This is a genomic window from Lysobacter sp. 2RAF19 (assembly GCF_052115395.1).
Lineage (GTDB): Bacteria > Pseudomonadota > Gammaproteobacteria > Xanthomonadales > Xanthomonadaceae > Noviluteimonas.
In genome coordinates, this window is the sequence record NZ_JBFRGO010000001.1 from 753,261 (window position 1) to 770,866 (window position 17,606).

Sequence of the window (17,606 nt, forward strand, 5' to 3'; positions counted from 1 at the left end):
GGCTTTCCGCAATCACCAAGTCCACCGCACCCCCACGTCCGCCCCGCGACGATCGACATGCGTACCCTCCAGCGATTGCGCATAGGACAGCGACAAGAACGCCGTCGCCCCCATCCGCAACTTCGCCGACACACCGACATCCACCGTCGCCTGCAAACCCAGATCGTGGTTGGCATAGCTCTGCATCGTCTCCGACGTATCCATGCGCAGCACCGACGCAGCAACCGTCGGCTCACCGATCGTGTCCGCAACACCCACCAACACCCACGGCCGCCACATACCCGACTTCATCTCGATGTCGCGCTCCACCCGCACCGCGGTGCGCGCGTGACCGAGCAGACCGTCGGCGAGATTCAGGTCCATGCCGTTGAAGTCATGGCGGTCCTGCCAATGCACGGCGTCGACCCCCACTTCGACTTCAGGCGCGAGGGTCCAGGTATCGCCCATCGCGAACTTGCGCCCGACGTTGGTCGACGCCGACAGCGTATTCCCGCGCAATTCGTCGTGCGAGCCGTCCGTGAACACATCCGCGTCGTGCAGATAAGCCGACAGCACGAAGTCGGCCCACATATCGTTCTTCCAGGTGTTGCCCAGGTAGAAGCCGGCCATCGGCGTATGCGTGCGGATGTTCGCTTCGCCCTTCCCCACCGGACCCGTGCCGGCGACGCTGCCGTCGGTCCAGTGGTTGCCGTCGATGTAGCCGAGCACCCAGCCTGCACGCAGCGTGCGTTCGCCCGTGTCGCGCATCTGCGTGTCGGCGCCGATGTACACGCCGTTGATGTCGCCGTCGAAGGCGTAACCGCGCCCCTTGGTCACGTTGGTTTCGTCGGCGGACACGGCCATCCAGAAGCCGTTGCAGTCGGTCGCGAGCTCGGCCTTGGCGCGGGCGTCGCGATCGTCCTGCACGCGGCAGTCGTCATGCGCACGAGCGTCGTCGAGGCGGCCGAACACGCGTTGCGTGGCATCGCGCACCGGCAGGCCGCCGATGGTGTGCAGCACGGCGACGCCGGGGATCTCTGGCACGACTTCTTCCTGCGTCGTCGTCAGATACCACGCACGGTCGGCCTGGTCCTGGCCGAAGGCCCACAGCCACGGCGTGCCATCCAGGCGCACCAGGCCGTCGGCGTCGGCCTCCGCGGCGACGAAGCCGCCGTCGCCGGGCGTGTCATTCGGACTGTCGATGACGCGCAGCTTCTTCGTCATCGCATCCGTGCCGTCGCTCGTGAAGCGCACGCCGGTCGTGCCGATGATGTTGCCGCCGATCTCCAGGCCGCCCGCGCTGCCGTTGCCGGGTGAGACGAAGACGTCGAGCAGGCTGCCGCTCGACCCGGTGTAGTCGCCCGAAATCGCGAGGCGGTTCGCGCCGACCTGGAGGTGGCCCGCGTTCTCCAGCGCACCGTCGATGCGCGCGCCGGCGCGCGCGTCGAGCATCGAGGTCGCATCGATCGCGAGCGTGCCGGTGACCATCGGCGTCGACAGGGTCATCGCGCTGCCGTCGAGCAGTTCAGTGCGTTCGAAGCCGGTCGCGGTGATCGGCGCATCGATCGTCATGCCGCGGAACAGCAGCCGATCGTTGCCTGCGCCGCCGGCGATCGTCGCGGCGTCGATGGTCGCCTGCGCGAATTCGACCGTGTCGTTGCCGGCACCGAAATCCAGCGCGCCGTTCACGGTGCCCGCGGCGAAGAAGCGGTCGTCGCCGGCGATGCCGGTGAACGCGCCGCGGATTTCCAGCGTCGTGCCGGTGCCGACGAACGTATCGGCGCTGGTGAGCGTGCCGCCTTCGGCGACGTCGAGCGTGCCGCCGACGAGTTGCACGGTATCGAACGCCTGCGTGCCCGCAAGCGCCAGGGTGCCCGCGCCGGTTTTCGACAGGCCTTCGAAATTCACCGTGGGCGCGAGCGCGACCGTGCCCGTCTGCACTTGTGCGTCGATGGTGTCCAGGCCGGCGCCGCCGTCGAGCGGATTCGGCAATTGCGAGAGATCCGCGCCGTCCAGCAGGGTCAGCGTGTCGTCGCCCGCCCCGAGGCTGATCGTGCCGCCGCCGCTGACGGTGCCCGCGACCACCATCGTGTCGTTGTTCGCGGTGCCGGTGAACGCGCCATCGACGACCAGCGTCGCGCCTTGCGCCACGGTCGTGCTGGCGACGCCGTCGATCGCGCCCGCTGCGCCGATGTCGAGCGTGCCGGCCTGCACGTTGACGCTTTCGAATGCCGAGGCTGCAGGCCCGTCGACGTGCAGCGTGCCGACGCCCGTCTTCAGCAGCGATTCGAAGCCCAGCATGCCGCCGAGCGATGCAGACGTCGCGATGTCGGTTTCGAGCAGGTCGGTGCCCGCGCCGCCGTCGGTGGCGGTGAGCAGGCCGGAGAGGTCCGCGCCGTCGAGCACGGTGAGGCGATCGGCGCCATCGCCGAGCGTCAGCGTGCCCGCACCGGCGACCGTGCCGCCGATGACGAGGCTGTCGTCGCCCGCCGTGCCGGTGAACGCACCGTCGATCTGCAACGTGGCGCCCGCATCGATCTGCGTCGTGGCGGCTTGCACCGATCCACCGGCCGCGATGTCGAGGACACCGCCGAACACATGCATGGTGAGGAAGTCCGACGGACCATTGATCTGCAACGTACCGGCGCCCGATTTCCCGAGCGATTCGAACCCGGCCAGGCCCGGCAGCGGCACGAGGAAGCCCGGGCCGACGTTCACGTCGAGCATGTCGTTGCCCAGGCCAGCGTCGATGCCGCCGCCGACGATCACGGTGTTGTCGTAGACGACGAAGCGGTCGTCGCCGTCGCCGAGCGCGAGGCCCGCACCGGTGTCGAGCGTGCCGGCGACGTCGAGCACGTCGTTGCCTGCGCCGAGGTCGCCGCTGGCGGCGAGCGTGGCGCCGGCATCGACGACGACGGTGTTCGCGCCGGCCGAGCCGGTCAACGCGATCGCCGCACCGCCCGCGCCCGCGACGCCGCCGCCGACCGAAAGCGTCGCATCATCGGCAAGCGCCACGCTCGCGGTGGTGAGCGAACCATCGATGCGCAAGGTGCCGCCGAGGACGCGCGTTGCATCGAACGCGCTCGCACCCGTCAAGGTCGTGGTGGCGGCGCCCTGCTTGTCGAGGAATTCGAAGTCGACCACGTCCGACAGGTTCCAGCTCGTGTCGACCGCGTTGTCGAACACGACCGTGTCGCCGGTGGTCTGCGTGCCGCCGTCGACGATGCGCTCCAGCGACGCGCCATCGGACAACACGAGGCGATCGTCGCCCGCGCCGAGCGCCACCGTGCCCGCACCCGAGAGCGTACCGCCGAGCGCCAGCGTGTCGTCGCCCGCGCCGCCGAGGAGCTGGCCGTCGACGTGCAGCGTCGCGCCGCTGGCGACGGAGACTTCGAGCGTGCCGCCCGCAGTCGCCTGCAAGCCACCGGCCGCGCCGATGTCGAGCGTGCCGGCGAGGACGTCGACGACCGCGAAATCCGACACACCCGGGCCGTCGATGTGCAACACGCCGGCGCCCGACTTCGCCAGGCCTTCGAAGCCGTTCACCGCGCCGAGCGTCGCGCTCGTGCCGATGTCGGTGCCGAAGGTGTCGTGGCCCGCGCCGCCGTCGACCTGGCCGACCACGCTGCCGTCGTGGATCAACAGCGTGTCGTCGCCATCGCCGAGGGTGATCGCGCCGCCTTGCGTGTCGAGCGTGCCGACGACATCGAGCAGGTCGTCGCCATCGCCGAGCGTGCCGGTGGCCACCAGCGTGGCGCCGGCACCGACGGTGATCGTGTTCGCGCCCGCGCTGCCCGTCAGCGCCGCGGCGATGCCGCCGAGGCCTTCGACGATGCCTTCGATGCTGAGCGTCGTGTCGTCGCCCATCGCCAGCGTCGGCGTTTGCAGCGTGCCCGCGACGACCACCTCGCCGCCTTGCAACGAAGTGGAGCCGCTGTAGGTCTGCGTGCCGGTGAGCGTGGTCGTGCCGGTGTTGGTCTTGACCAGGTTTTCGTAGTTCAGCACCGCGCCCGCGCCGAAGGTCAGGCCGCTCGCGTTGTCCAACTGCACGGTGTCGCCGAGGGTGTCCGCGCCGCCGTCGATGGTGCCGGCGAAGGACGCGAAGTCCGCGCCGTCCTGGATGCGCAGGGTGTCGTTGCCGCCGCATTGGTCGATGGTGCCGCTGCCGGTCACCTTGCCTGCGACGGTGACGCTGTCGTCGGTGGCGCCGCAGCCATAGGAGCCGGTGATGTCGAGCGTGGCGCCGGCGGCCAGCGTCGTGTCGAACGCGTTGCCCGCGATCCCGGTGACGGTGCCATCGACGCGCACCGTGCCGGCATTGATGGCGACGTTCGCCAGTTCGGCCTGGTCGCCGAAGACCAGCGTGCCGGTGCCGTTCTTCTGCAGGGTTTCGAAGCCGGAGGTGCGTTCGATCGTCGTGGTCTTCGACGCGCCGGTGTTCACCAGCAACGCGTCGTTCCCCGCGCCGCCGGAGAAGCCGTTCGCGAGCACGCTGGCATTGTCCGTCAGGGTGACGACGTCGTTGCCGTTGCCGAAATCGACGGTGCCGTTGCCGCTCACCGTGCCCGCGATCGTCGCGGTGTCGTTGCCGGTTGTGCCGAGGAAGGTGCCGTCCACGCCCAGCGTGCCGCCGGCGGCGACCGTGAGGGTATTCGCCTGCACGCTGCCGGCGGCGGCGATGTGCAGCAATCCGGCGTCGACGGCGACGGTCGAGAAGGTATTGGCGCCCAGGACATCCAGCGTGCCGATGCCCGATTTGCCGAGCGATTCGAAGCCCGTCGTCGCGCCGAGCGTCACCGTCGTCGCGACGTTGACGTCGAGCATGTCGTTGCCCGCACCCGCGTCGACGATCGCCGCGCCCAGCACGGTCGTGTCGTGGATGCGCACGCGGTCGTCGCCTGCGCCGAGCAGCAGCGTGCCGCCACCGGTGTCGAGCGTGCCGGCGACGTCGAGCACGTCGTCGCCATCGCCGAGGTCGCCGTTCGCGACGAGGGTCGCGCCGGCGTCGACGGTGATCGTTTCCGAACCGGCGCTGCCGGTGATCACGGTCGCCGCGCTGCTTGCGCCTTGGACGCGACCGCCGGTGGTGACGGCGAGTTCGGTATTGGATGCGAGGTTGATGGCCCCGGCGCCGAGCGTTCCGTCGACGCGCAGCGTGCCCCCGCCAACGCCTGCGAAGGCGTACACCTGCGAGCCGGTCAGCGTCGCCGTGCCCGCGCCCGTCTTTTCCAGGCGTTCGTAGTCGATGATGTCCGACGCATCGAGCGTGTATGCGCCGGCGATATCCAGGCGCACGGTATCGGCGAGCGCCTGCCCGCCGCCGCTGATCGGATTGGCGCCGGACAACACCGCGCCATCGGCCAGAACGAGGAGATCGTCGCCGCCGCATTGGTCGATCGTGCCCAGGCCCGTCACCGTGCCTGCGATGGAGAGCGTGTTGCTGCCCGTGCCGCAACCGAATGCACCATCCACCGCCAGCGTCGCGCCGGCATCGACCTGCGCGGACATCGTCGCCGAGCCGACGCTGGCGGTGCTTCCCACGCGCAGCGTGCCGCGCGACACCCGGACCGAATCGAACGCCGACGCAACCGGCCCGGCGATGATCAGCGTGCCGACGCCCTGCTTGTCGAGGGCTTCGAAGCCGAGCAACGCGCCGAGTTGCGCCGTGCCGGCGATGTCGGTTTCCAGCGTGTCGGCGCCGGTACCGGCATCGACGGTCCCGAGCAGCCCGGTGTTGTCGTGCACGACGAAGGTGTCGTTCCCGTTGCCGAGCGCGAGCGTGCCCGCGCCGGTGTCCAGCACGCCGGCGATGTCGATGCGATCGTCGCCGTCGCCGAGCGTGCCGTTCGCGCGCAGGATCCCGCCGGCCGCGACGGTGATCGTCTGCACGGCGCTGTCGCCGGTGAGCGCGATCGGGGTTGCGCCGCTGGTGCCGGCCTGGACGGTGCCATCGATGTCGAGCGTCGTCGCGCCCTGCATGTCGATCGACGCGGTCGCCAGCACACCATCGACGTCGAGCGTGCCGCCGGTGAGCGTGGTGCCGTTGGCGTAGACATGCGTGCCGGTCAAGGTCGCGACACCCGCGCCCTGCTTCCGCAGTAGCTCGTAGCCGGAAATGGGCGCGCCGTCTAGCGTCATCGCGCTCGCGTTGTCGAGGATGAGGCGATCGCCGGTGACCTCCGCGCCGCCCGAGATCGGTGAGGCGATGGCAAGGACCGCGCCGTCGTGAAGCGTCAGCGTGTCGTCCCCGCCGCATTGATTGATGTTGCCGCTGCCGGTGATGGCGCCTGCGATGTCCAGCGTGTCCGCGCCCGTGCCGCAGCCATAGCTGCCGTCGACCTGCAGCGTCGCCCCGGCGCTCACGGTCGTGGCCAGTGCGCCGCTGGCCGCGACCACGCTCGCGCCCGCATCGACACGCAGGAGCCCCGAGGCGATCGACACGGAATTGAACGACGATGTACCCGGCCCCGCCAGGATCAGCGTGCCGGTGTTGGTTTTGGCGAGCGATTCGAAGCCCGCTGCGGTGCCGAGCGTCGCCGTCGTCGCGATGTCCGCGGTCAGCGTATCGATGCCCGCGCCGGCGTCGACGCCGCCGGTGATGACGGTGCCGTCGTGCACGATCAGCGCATCGTCGCCGTTGCCCAGTGCGAGCGTGCCGGCACCCGTGTCGAGCGTGCCCGCGACATCCAGCGTGTCGGCGCCATCGCCGAGCGTGCCGTTTGCGTGCAGGGTGCCGCCGGCGGCGATGGTGATCGCCTGCGCGCCGCCGTCGCCGGTCAGCGCCAGCGCGCCACCGGCATTCGCACCGACCGTGCCGTCCACGTGCAGCGACGATGCGTTGTTCATCGCGATCGACGCGGTGGTCAACGAATCGTCGACGTCGAGCGTGCCGCCGAGGATCGTCGCGCCGTTGCCGTAAACGTGCGTGCCGGTGAGCGTCGCGGTGCCGGTGTTCTGCTTGGTCAGGAATTCATAGCCGGTGACCGTGCCCGACCCGAGCGTGACCGCAAGCGCGTTGTCCAGGACGACGCGGTCGCCGAGCGTTTGCCCGCCGCCGGAAATCGGGCCGGACATCGTGATCGCCGCGCCATCGCGCAGCGTGAGCGTATCGTCGCCGCCGCACTGGTCGAGCGTGCCCGTCCCGTCGACCTGCCCCGACACCGTGATGCTGTCGTCGCCCGCGCTGCAGCCGAAGGCGCCGTCGACGGTCAATCGCGCGCCATTGGCGACCGTCGCCTGCAGCGCGCCCGAGCCGCCGCCTACGATGCTGCCGCCCGCCTGCACGTGCAGGCGCCCGTTGTTGACGAAGACGGTGTCGAAGTTCGAAGCGCCGCCGATTTGCAGCACGCCCGCGCCGGTCTTCAGCAGCGTTTCGAAACCGGTCAGCGCGTTGACGTGCGCCGTCGTCGCGATGTTCGTGTTCAGGGTGTCGACGCCGAGCCCGCCATCGACGTTGCCGACCACCGCGTTGTCGTGCACGACCAGGGTGTCGGTTCCGTCGCCGAGCGTGAGCATGCCGGCGCCGGTGTCGAGCGTGCCGGTGACGTCGAGCGTGTCGTTGCCGTCGCCCAGGTCGCCGGTGGCGCGCAGCGTGCCATTGACGTTGATGCGGCTGTCGGTGCCTGCGGTTGCGCTGACCGCGACCGCCGTCGCGCCCGTCGCCTGCATCGTCCCGTTCACCGTCAGCGTGCCTGCGCCCATCTGCAACGCGCCGGACACCAGGGTGTTGGTGACAGCGAGCGTGCCGCCGGCGACCTGCGTGGTGCCCACGGTGTTGGTCGCGGCGGAGAGTGTCGTCGTGCCGGTCCCGATCTGCGAGAGCGTGCCGTTCGCGCCGGTGATCGTGTTCGCCACCGACAGCGCGTTGTTGCGGTTGAACGCGAGGGTCGCGCCATTGCCAAGGGTGACGCTGCCGGCGCCCAGCGTGCCGGTCGCGCCGCCGGTGCCGACCATCAGGCGGCCGGCATCGATGGTGGTGACGCCGTTGTAGCTGTTGTTCGCGTCCAGGGCGAGCGTGCCGGTGCCGGTCTTGTGCACGCCGCTTACGGTCGTGCCGGTGAGTGTGCCGGCCAGCACCGCGTCGATGTCGGCGCTGCCGTCGCGGGTTTCGAAGTCGCGCACGGCCGATGCGAGCGCGATCGCGTTGGCGAATACCAGCGTTCCGTCGGCGCTCGCGTCGCCGAAGATCAGGCGTTGGCCGGTGGAAACGAAGCCGCCGGTATTCCATGTCACGCCGGCCCCTGCGCCCCCGAGGTTCACCGTGCGCGTGCCACCGAACGCGGCGAAGCCGCCGCTGCCGATCCAGCGCACGCCCTGGACGTAGGTGTCGTCGTCGGCATTGCCGGCGGTGCCGGAGTTGCTGAGGAACGCGGTGTTTGCCGTCGAGAGGCCGCGGAGGAAATCGCCGCTCGCGGCGGTCAACCCGAGCACGCCGCCGTTGACCGACGGGCCCATCGCCGCGTTTCCGAAGACCACCAGGCTGCTGCGCTGCGCAGAGCCGGTCGCACCGTGGATGCTTGTGGTGCCCAGGCCGCCGGTGATGGCACCGGCGGAATCCAGGCGCAACAAACCGTCGTTGAGCACCGTGTTGCCCGCGTAACCGAGCGCCTGTGCGTTGTTGTTGCCCGACAGGATCCACGTTCCCGCGTCGGCCTTGATCAGATCGGCGACCCACGCGTTGGCGGCGTTGTTGTCGGTCAGCGTGCCGGCGAACGTGTTGCCGCCGGTGTTCGTGCCGCGCAGGAACAGATTGTTGACGGAGCTGCCGCTGCCATCGAGGCTACCGTTCCAGATCAAGGCGCCCGTGCCGCTGGCATCGATGGCGAAGACGGCGCCCGACGAAATGGGCGAACGGAAGCTGCGGTCGGTGGTGGCTCCGGCGCCGGTGTAGCGTAGCGTCGTCGGCGCGGCGAAGTTGCCGTTCGCGAAGACCAGGTTCGTCGCGGCGTTGGAGCTGTCGCCGATGCTCGAGGCGATGCCGCCGTTCGCAAGGTCGTCGACTTCCAGGACCATGTTCTGCAGCGTCGTCGTGCCGCTGTAGGTGTTGTCGTTGGTGAGCTTCCAGTGGTTGAAGGCGCCGTTGAATATCACGCTGAGCGTCCCGCTGGACTCGGAGATCAAGCCGTCGACGATGTTGGTCCCGGCCGCGTAGGTGCCGTTGAAGCGCATCAGGTTCGACGCGCCGGTGGCATCCTTCGTGAACGCACCGGTGAGCGTCAGCGCACCGGTGCCGTTGTTGGTGATGCTCAGGGTCGACGTATTGCGGCCACCGATCGTCCACGCCCGATCCGTCGATTCACCGGCACCGGTGTAGGTCAGGCTGCCGTTGTGCGCGCTCAGGGCGATGGTCGATCCCGCACCGAGGTTACCGTTGACGCCGCTGTTGCCGATCGTCGAAACGAAGACATTCTGGTTGTCGCTCGAACTGGCGCCGGCCGTCGCGCCCAGGAACGCCGTGCCGGTGAATGCGCTCACGCCGGACAGTCGCACATCGCCCGATCCGTCGAGCTGCAGGCCGCCGGCGCCGGAGATGGCGCCGGTCATCGTGGCGTCGAGCGAGGCGGTGCCGTCGGCGATGAAGAGGCTGCGCGTGGCGCCGTTGAGTGCGATCGGGTTGACGAAGGTGACCATCGAATCGGCGAGCGTCGAACCGAGGATCAGCTGGCTGCCCGTCGGCACGAAATTGGCCGCGTTCCAGGTGACGACGCCGCCGGCACCGCCGAGGTTGATCGTGCGGTCGCCGCCGAGCGCGGCGAAGCCACCGCTGGCGGTCCACTGCACCTGGCTGGCGCCGGTGCCCGTGCCGCGCAGGAAGTCGCCGGCGCTCGGCTTGAGCAACACGACGCCGCCCTGCAGCGAAAGATTGCTGATGCCGCCCGTCGCTCCTTGCCCACCCGGCAAGGCATTGGCGTTGCCGAAGATCAGGTTGACCAAGGGGCCGACGCTCGTCTGCCCCGTGTAGGTGTTGGCGCCGGAAAGTTCCAGTACGCCGTTGCCCGCCTGGCGCGTGACATTGAGCCCGCCGCCTGCGCCCGACAGCGCGCCGGACATCACCGCGTGCAACGGGCCGGTCCCGGTGCCGAGCGCGATCGTGCGCGATGCGCTTCCCAGGTCGATCGGATTGACGAAGGTCAGCGACGACGCACCGTCGGTACCGAGGTAGAAGGTGTTGGCCGCGGGCACGAAGCTGCCGCTGCCCCAGGTCAGCCCCGCGCCGCCGTTGAGCGTGACGGTGCGATTGCCGCCGATCGAACGGAAGCCGCCGGTGTTGGTGAACTGCAGTTGCCCGGCGCCGGTGCCGAGCGCGATCGACAGATTGGTGCTGGCCAGTTCGATGACGCCGTTGCCGACGCTGCTGCCGGCGAGCACGACGTTCGTGTTCGGCGACAACGCAGTCGCGCTCGCCAAACGCAACTGGGTCGTTACGGTCGTCGCGCCGCTGTACGTGTTGTTGCCGTTGAGAATCGCACCAGCGGCGCCCGTCGTGAGCGACAAGACGTTGGCGCCGGTATTGGCGAGGCTGCCGCCGTAGGTTCCGCCGCTCAACGTCAGCGTCGTCGGCGCCGTCAGCACGAAATTGCCGTTCCACGTGGCGCTGTTGGCGATCGACGGCGCGCCGCCGGTGAGGGTCGTGTCGTACGCGTACACCGCCGAGGCGATGGCATTGATGCGACCACCGCCTTCCAGTACGAGTCGCGCCGCGGATGTATTGCTGCCGAGCGCATTCGCGACGGAGAGGTTCAGGGCTGCGCCATTACGGACGGTGACGGTGCCCGGACCGGCACCGTTCCACGCCGAGCCGCTGATTTGCAAGGTGCCGGCCGACACATCGATCGCGCCCGACAATGTCTTCGTGCCGCTCAGGTCGACAGTGCCGGCACCGGATTTCGTCAGACCCGATGTGCCATCGAGCGTCGAAGCGATCGTCAGGGTGCCCGCGCCATCCAGCACCGGCGTGCCCGTCAGCGTCAGTGTGTTGCCGGTCAGCGTGACGTTGCCGCCGATTGTCTGCAGGTCGCCGGCGGTGATCGCAGTGCCGAGCGTGACGGTATAGGTGCCGTTCGAAGGAAAGAACGCACGGTTGTCGCCGTTGACCCACGCGACACTCGCGCCACCAGTGAGTGCGTTGTCCCAGTTGGTCAGCGCGGTGTCCCAGGTGCCCGTGCCGCCGTTGGCGTTGGCCGCCGGGTTGCCGCCGTTGACGGTGCCGCCGTCCCACCAGATATCGGTCGCATGCGCCTGTGCGCAGGCCAATGCGAGCAGCGAGGGCACTGCAGCGCGACGCAGCGTGCGACGCGCTGCGGTGCGCGAGTGCGCCAGTTCCGAAACGACGATCCACGCACCGAGCACGCGCGACCAGATGACACGGAAGACATGATTCATCGCACTATCCCCGGGGAATTGCCGAGGACGCTACGGGTTCGCGGGACGAATCGACATTGACACTTGGGGCATTCGAGCCCTTTCCGATCACGTTGCCCGAACGGGCAACGTCTTGCGGCGGAAGGTCGCGAAGGACGCATCCGACGGCTTTTGCCTGTGTTGCGCGCACGAAACGTGCGCGACGCGAAGACCTTATTCCGTGATCTCGTCCACGAGCGCAACACTGCCGCTCGACTTCCGGACAATCAGGCTCGCCGGGATCATCTGGCTTTCGACCGGCTCATCGCGGATCTGCCGCAGCAGCGCCTCCACCAGCATTTCGCCGGCGCGCTGCGTGTTCTGGTACACCGTCGTCAACGGTGGGTTGGCGAAGCGCGCCATCGGGATGTCGTCGAACCCGACCACGGAGACATCGTCCGGAATGCGTAAGCGCTGCTCGGCCAATGCACGCATCGCGCCGATCGCGATCAGGTCGCTCGCCGCGAAGACCGCATCGAAGGGCAGGCCCCGTTCGAGCAAGGTGCGCGCCGCTGCGTAGCCGGCGTCCTCCGAGCTCTCCGCATCCACCTGCAAGGCCGGGTCCATGCCCACGCCCAGGTCGTGCAAGGCGACGTCGCAGCCGCGATAGCGCGCGAAGAATTCCGGATAGCGCGTGCTCGCATCGCCGAGGAAGGCGACCTTGCGCCGCCCGACCGCATACAGATGTTCGCCGACCAGTTGCCCGCCGTGGAAATTGTCGCAGCCGATCGAGACGCCCGGTTGCCCCGGCAGCACTGCGCCCCACCGCACGAAATGCGTGCCCTGCTCCACCAGGCTTTCCAGCGTGCTCTGGTACAGCAGATAGTCGCCGTAGCCCAGCAGGATCAGGCCGTCGGCCTTCATGCTGTTTTCGTAATCGGCATGCCAGTCGTTGGACAACTGCTGGAACGACACCAGCAGGTCCTGCCCGTGCCTGGCGCACGCGCGCGTGATCGAGCCGAGCATCGACAGGAAAAACGGGTTGATGTGCGATTCGTCGGGCGTGGGATCTTCGAACAGCAACAACGCGATGCAACCCGCGCGTTGCGTGCGCAGGCTCGAGGCGTGGCGATCGACCTTGTAGTTGAGTTCGCGCGCGACCGCTTCCACCCGCTTGCGCGTTTCGATGTTGACCAGGGGGCTGCCGCGCAACACGCGAGAGACCGTCGCCTGCGAAACGCCGGCGTGGTAGGCGATGTCGACGGAGGTGGCTTTCGGCTTCTTCCCCATAGCGGGCGAGGATGACAGGGCCGGGGCCGTCGTGTGAAGGGCCGGGCGTTGACGGTCCCGACATGAACGGGCGTGCGACCATGGGCGCATGGCCAAACCCCCCAGCAAGCGCGGCAGCAGCCGCGGCAAGACCCCGAATTCCGCCGGTGCGCCCAAGGGCGCCAAGCCCGGTGCCCCGAAACACAAGGCCGCGCAACGCCCCGGCTGGATGCCCGCCCCGCCGCCGCCGCTGCGTGGCGCACCGCCTTCGCGTTCCGGTCCGCCACGGCCGGCGCCCAATCGCGATCCGCACCACGCGCGCGAATCGGCCCGCTACGACCAACCCATCGCCAGCCGCGAAATGTTGCTGCGCATCCTCGAAGCCAACGATGGCCCGATGGATGCCGATGCGCTCGCGCAAAAGCTCTCGCTCACCGAACCCGACCGCTTCGACGCGCTGAGCAAGCGTCTGGGCGCAATGGTGCGCGACGGCCAGCTGCTGCAGAACCGCACCGGTTCCTACGCACCGGCGCAGCGCATGGACCTGATCCCGGGCGTGGTGATCGCCAACCCCGACGGGTTCGGCTTCCTGCGCCCCGATGCGGGCGCGCGCGCCGACGATCTGTTCCTGCCGCCCTTCGAGATGCGCAAGGTGATGCACGGCGATCGCGTGCTCGCCTCGGTCACCGGCATGGATCGTCGCGGTCGCCGCGAAGGTGCGATCGTCGAAGTGCTCGAACGTCGCCTCAATCGCCTGATCGGCCGATACACGGTCGAAGCCGGCATCGGTTACGTCGTGCCCGACGACCGTCGCATCCAGCGCAACGTGCTCATCCCGCCGGGCGAAACCAGCGATGCCAAGCCCGGCCAACTGGTGGTCGCCGAACTGGTGCAGGCGCCCGATCCGCAACGCCCGCCGATCGGCAAGATCCTCGCGGTGCTCGGCGACAAGCTGACGGCCTCGCTCGCGGTCGAAGCGGCGATCCACGCGCACGAGATCCCGCACGAATTCCCGCCGCAAGTGCTGGCCGAAGCCACGCTCGTCCCGCTCGTCGTCGAAGAATCGATGACGCAGGGCCGCGTCGACCTGCGCAAGCTGCCGCTGGTCACCATCGATGGCGAAGATGCGAAAGACTTCGACGATGCCGTGTACTGCGAACCCACGCGCGATGGCTTCCGCCTGGTCGTGGCCATCGCCGATGTCTCGCACTACGTGCGCCCCGACACGCCGCTCGACGATGAAGCGAAGTTGCGCGCGACATCGGTGTACTTCCCCGGCTTCGTCGTTCCCATGCTGCCGGAAACCCTGTCCAACGGCATCTGCTCGCTGAAGCCGAGCGTGGACCGCATGTGCTTCGTCTGCGACATGCAGATCGATCGCGAAGGCCAGGTCACCAAGTCCAAGTTCTACGAAGCGGTGATGAACTCGCACGCGCGCCTGACCTACACGCAGGTCTGGAACGCGATCGACGAAACCGCGTTGCCCGAATTGCGCGACGAGGCCCTGCAGGTGATCGGCGAACAACTCCCGCAGGTCCAGCGCCTGCACCAGTTGTTCCAGGTGTTGAAGAAGGCGCGCGGCAAGCGCGGCGCCATCGAGTTCGAATCCTCCGAAGTGCGTTTCGTGCTCGGCCCGCAGGGCGAAGTCACGCAAGCGGGCATGCTCCAGCGCAACGACGCGCACATGTTGATCGAGGAATGCATGATCGCGGCGAACGTCGAAGCCGCGCGCTACATCCTGAAGAAAAAGATCCCGGCACCGTTCCGCGTGCACGACAAGCCGCCGGAACAGAAGTACACCGACCTGCTGGAATTCCTCAAGGAATTCGCGCTCAAGATGCCGCCGTGGTCGAAGGTCGAACCACGCGACTTCACCGCGCTGCTGAAGAAGATCCGCGAGCGCCCCGATGCCACCTTGCTGGAATCGGTGTTGCTGCGCAGCCAGTCGCTGGCGGTCTACGCGGCCGAGAACCTTGGCCACTTCGGCCTGGCACTGGATGCCTACGCGCATTTCACTTCACCGATCCGCCGCTATCCCGACCTGCTGCTCCATCGCGCGATCAAGCACGCGCTGGCCGGCGGCACGGCGGTGGATTTCAAGTACAGCGAGCACGAGATGGCGGCGCTGTGCCTGCAATGTTCGGAGCGCGAGCGCCGTGCCGACGAGGCCGAGCGCGAAGTCGACGAGCGTTACCGCGCCGCGTGGATGGAACAACACGTCGGTGGGCAATTCAGCGGCACGATCAGCGGCGTGACGAGCTTCGGCCTGTTCATCGAACTCGACGAATCCAAGGTCAACGGCCTGGTCCACGTCACGCAGTTGCCCAACGACTATTACCACTTCGATCCGATCCGCAAGACGCTCAAGGGCGAACGCACCGGGCGAGAGTTCCGCTTGGGCGATCGCGCCGACATCGTCGTGCTGAAGGCCAGCGTCGAGGATCGCAAGATCGATTTCCGCCTGGTCGAGGAACGCGGAGAGAAACCCTTGCCGCCGCGCGGCATGCCGGCGAAGAAGGTCAAGCAGCGGTATTGATCGATGCAGCAGACGCAGCAGCCCGTCGAAATCTTCTGGACCGGTGGATGGGATTCCACCTTCCGCGTGCTGTACCTGCTGCTCGAACTTCGCTTGCCCGTGGCGCCGATCTATCTGCTGGACCGCACGCGCGCGTCCACGCAGATCGAGGTCGAAACGATGGACCGCATCCGGGAGGCCCTCGCACAGGCGCATCCCGAAACGCGCACCTTGTTGAGGCCCACGGCAATCTCGGAGGTCGCCGACATCGCGCCCGACGCCGAGATCCAGGCCGCCGGCGACCGGCTTTGCGCGGTGCATGGCGTCGGCAATCAGTACCCCTGGCTTGCGCGCTACTGCAAGCAACACGGAAAGGACGACGTGGAAATCGGCGCCGAACGGGCGCGGCACGTCCACGGCGCGGGCGTGGTGCTGTTCGACAATCTGTCGGAGCCCTTCCTCACGGCGCGCGGTTATCCGACGCGGCGGATTTTCGCCGACGCGCCGAACCACGACGCTTACCTGGTGTTCGGCGCGTTCTCCTTCACGCTGATCGACACCACGCGCGCGCAGATGATCGAAACCGCGCGCCGCAACGGCTGGGACAAGCTGATGGGCCTGACCTGGTTCTGCCACCGCGCCAAGCGCGACCGACAGCCCTGCGGGCTCTGCAATCCCTGCATCAACGCGATCGACGAAGGCTTCGGCTGGCGCATTCCGCGCTCGCGGCGCGTGTTGTCGGCGCTCTACAAATCCACGCTGTGGCCCCTGCGCAAAGCCGCGAGGAAGTTCGTCCTGCGGCGTCGCATGAGCGGATCCTGATCACGTCCCCACGTGGCGACGCGCGCGCGACATGGCGCGGTCGAGCTCGGTCTTCAAGGTCGGATCGTCCACGGGGGCATCGAGCAGGAACACGGCGACATCGTGCGGCGCGACCGTCGCATCGAGCGTTCCGCCGCGCGGAACCTCGATCGCCGTGCCGCCGAACGCCGGTTTCCAGTGTCCCGGCTGCAGCGACGCGCGCACGCTGAACGCCGCCGGTGCGTTGCCCTTGTTGAGCAGCACCAGCGCGATCTGCGCCGTCCCGCCCTGCTGCAGCACCCGATAGAACGCCGCACGGTCGCCCTGCATTTCGACGTTCACCTGCAATCCGCGCTGCAACGCCGGCGTTTGCGCACGCAGGTTCGCGATGCGGCGCAACTGGCGATAGATGCGGCTGCCCGCTGCGGCATCCACGCGTTCCTGGCCGTAATAGTTCCGATTGCCCTGGTGTTCGGCGGTGCCGCGTTCGAAGCCCGTTTCCGAGCCGTAGTAAACCGCGGGCGTGCCGCGCAGGGTGAACAGCGCGTTGTTGGCGTCGACGAAGCCGTCGTCGGTCGCGTCCAGGCGCGCCATGTCGTGGTTGTCGTAGAAGATCATCAGGTCGTACGGATTCGCGTACGGGCCGTTGGTCAGGTACAGCGCCTGGTCGATGCGCTCGAACCCCAGCTGCGCCTTGCCGAAGGCTTCGCCCATCGCTTTCTGCAAGGGGAAATCGAGCACGCTTACGCCCGCGTTCTCGGGCAGGGTGTGTTCGGCGATCTTGTTGGCGTCGTAGTCGAAAGCCTCGCCGAACATGAAGAAGCCCGGATGCTTCTCGCGGATGCGCGTGGTGAACTTGTGCCAGAACGGATGCGGCATCCAGCCGATCGTGTCGACGCGGAACGCGTCGGCGCCCTGCCCGATCCACTGTTCGTACGCGCCGACGAAATACTCGAGCACGCGCGGGTCGTTCTCGTTGATGTCCGACAACTGCGCCAGCCCGCCCTTGGTGTTGTAGAAGGCGTTGAGCGGATTTTTGGGATCCAGCTTCTCTGGCGGCAGGTTCATGTGGTCGGCGATCAGCTTGCCGTCCTTGTCGAAGATCTGCCCGTATTTCGGCTGTGCCTTGGGCATCGTGTACGCGGGCGAGCCGTGGTTGAGCACGATGTCGAGCACGGTCTTCAAGCCGTGCGCTCTCAAGCCCTTGGTCAGGCCGCGGAAATCCAGGTCCTTGCTCGGCAGGTGTTCGTCCAGCTTGTAGAAGTTGTCGCCCCAGTAGCCGTGGTAACCGGTCTTGCCCTTGTCGGTCCACATGCCGCCCCACTTCACCGGCTGGCCGCCGGTGAAGGCCTCGTCGGGGTTGTCGACGATCGGCGAGATCCACACCGCGCCGAAGCCCATGTCCTTGATGTAGTCGGCGTTGTCGAGCACCCCGCGGAAGTCGCCGCCGAGATAGCCGATGTTGTCCGACTTGCCTTTCGGCGCGTTGGGCACCGGGCGATCGAAGGTGTGCAGCGCGGGGCCCTTGCCCTGGTTGCGGTGATCGTTCGATTTGTCGCCGTTGACGAAGCGATCGGTGAGGACGAAATAGACGGCGTCGGCGGCGAAGGGTTCGTTGGTGCCGTAGTACTCGACGGGCTTGGGCGCTTCGGCCTTTTTCGCGGGCGCAGCGGGCGGCGCGGACGGCGCGCAGCCGGCCAAC

5 protein-coding genes are annotated in these 17,606 nt (G+C 68.1%); 2 read left to right on the plus strand and 3 right to left on the minus strand.

Going from position 1 to position 17,606, the window contains the following annotated elements:
* Nucleotides 1-12: 12 nt before the first annotated feature.
* A complete protein-coding gene (locus AB4059_RS03755) occupies nt 13-11,361 on the minus strand; it encodes an autotransporter-associated beta strand repeat-containing protein (protein ID WP_498976710.1) in 11,349 nt (3,782 codons plus the stop codon).
* 192 nt (nt 11,362-11,553) lie between these two features.
* Nucleotides 11,554-12,609 carry a LacI family DNA-binding transcriptional regulator gene (locus tag AB4059_RS03760; RefSeq protein ID WP_498976712.1) on the minus strand — a complete coding sequence of 352 codons (1,056 nt, stop codon included), beginning with the start codon at nt 12,607-12,609 and terminating at the stop codon, nt 11,554-11,556.
* Nucleotides 12,610-12,697: 88 nt separating this feature from the next.
* Between AB4059_RS03760 and rnr the strand changes: the two genes are divergently transcribed.
* Together rnr and AB4059_RS03770 are read left to right on the plus strand one after the other, a co-directional pair.
* Nucleotides 12,698-15,124 (plus strand): ribonuclease R, encoded by a 2,427-nt coding sequence (gene rnr / locus AB4059_RS03765; RefSeq protein ID WP_498976714.1) that lies wholly within the window; start codon nt 12,698-12,700, stop codon nt 15,122-15,124.
* Nucleotides 15,125-15,127: 3 nt separating this feature from the next.
* Nucleotides 15,128-15,925, plus strand: coding sequence for an adenine nucleotide alpha hydrolase family protein (locus tag AB4059_RS03770; RefSeq protein ID WP_498976716.1), 798 nt, complete (start codon nt 15,128-15,130; stop codon nt 15,923-15,925).
* Here the strand turns inward: AB4059_RS03770 and AB4059_RS03775 are convergent, their stop codons facing one another.
* Nucleotides 15,926-17,605 (minus strand): alpha-amylase family glycosyl hydrolase, encoded by a 1,680-nt coding sequence (locus AB4059_RS03775; protein ID WP_498977826.1) that lies wholly within the window; start codon nt 17,603-17,605, stop codon nt 15,926-15,928.
* Nucleotide 17,606 lies beyond the last annotated feature (1 nt).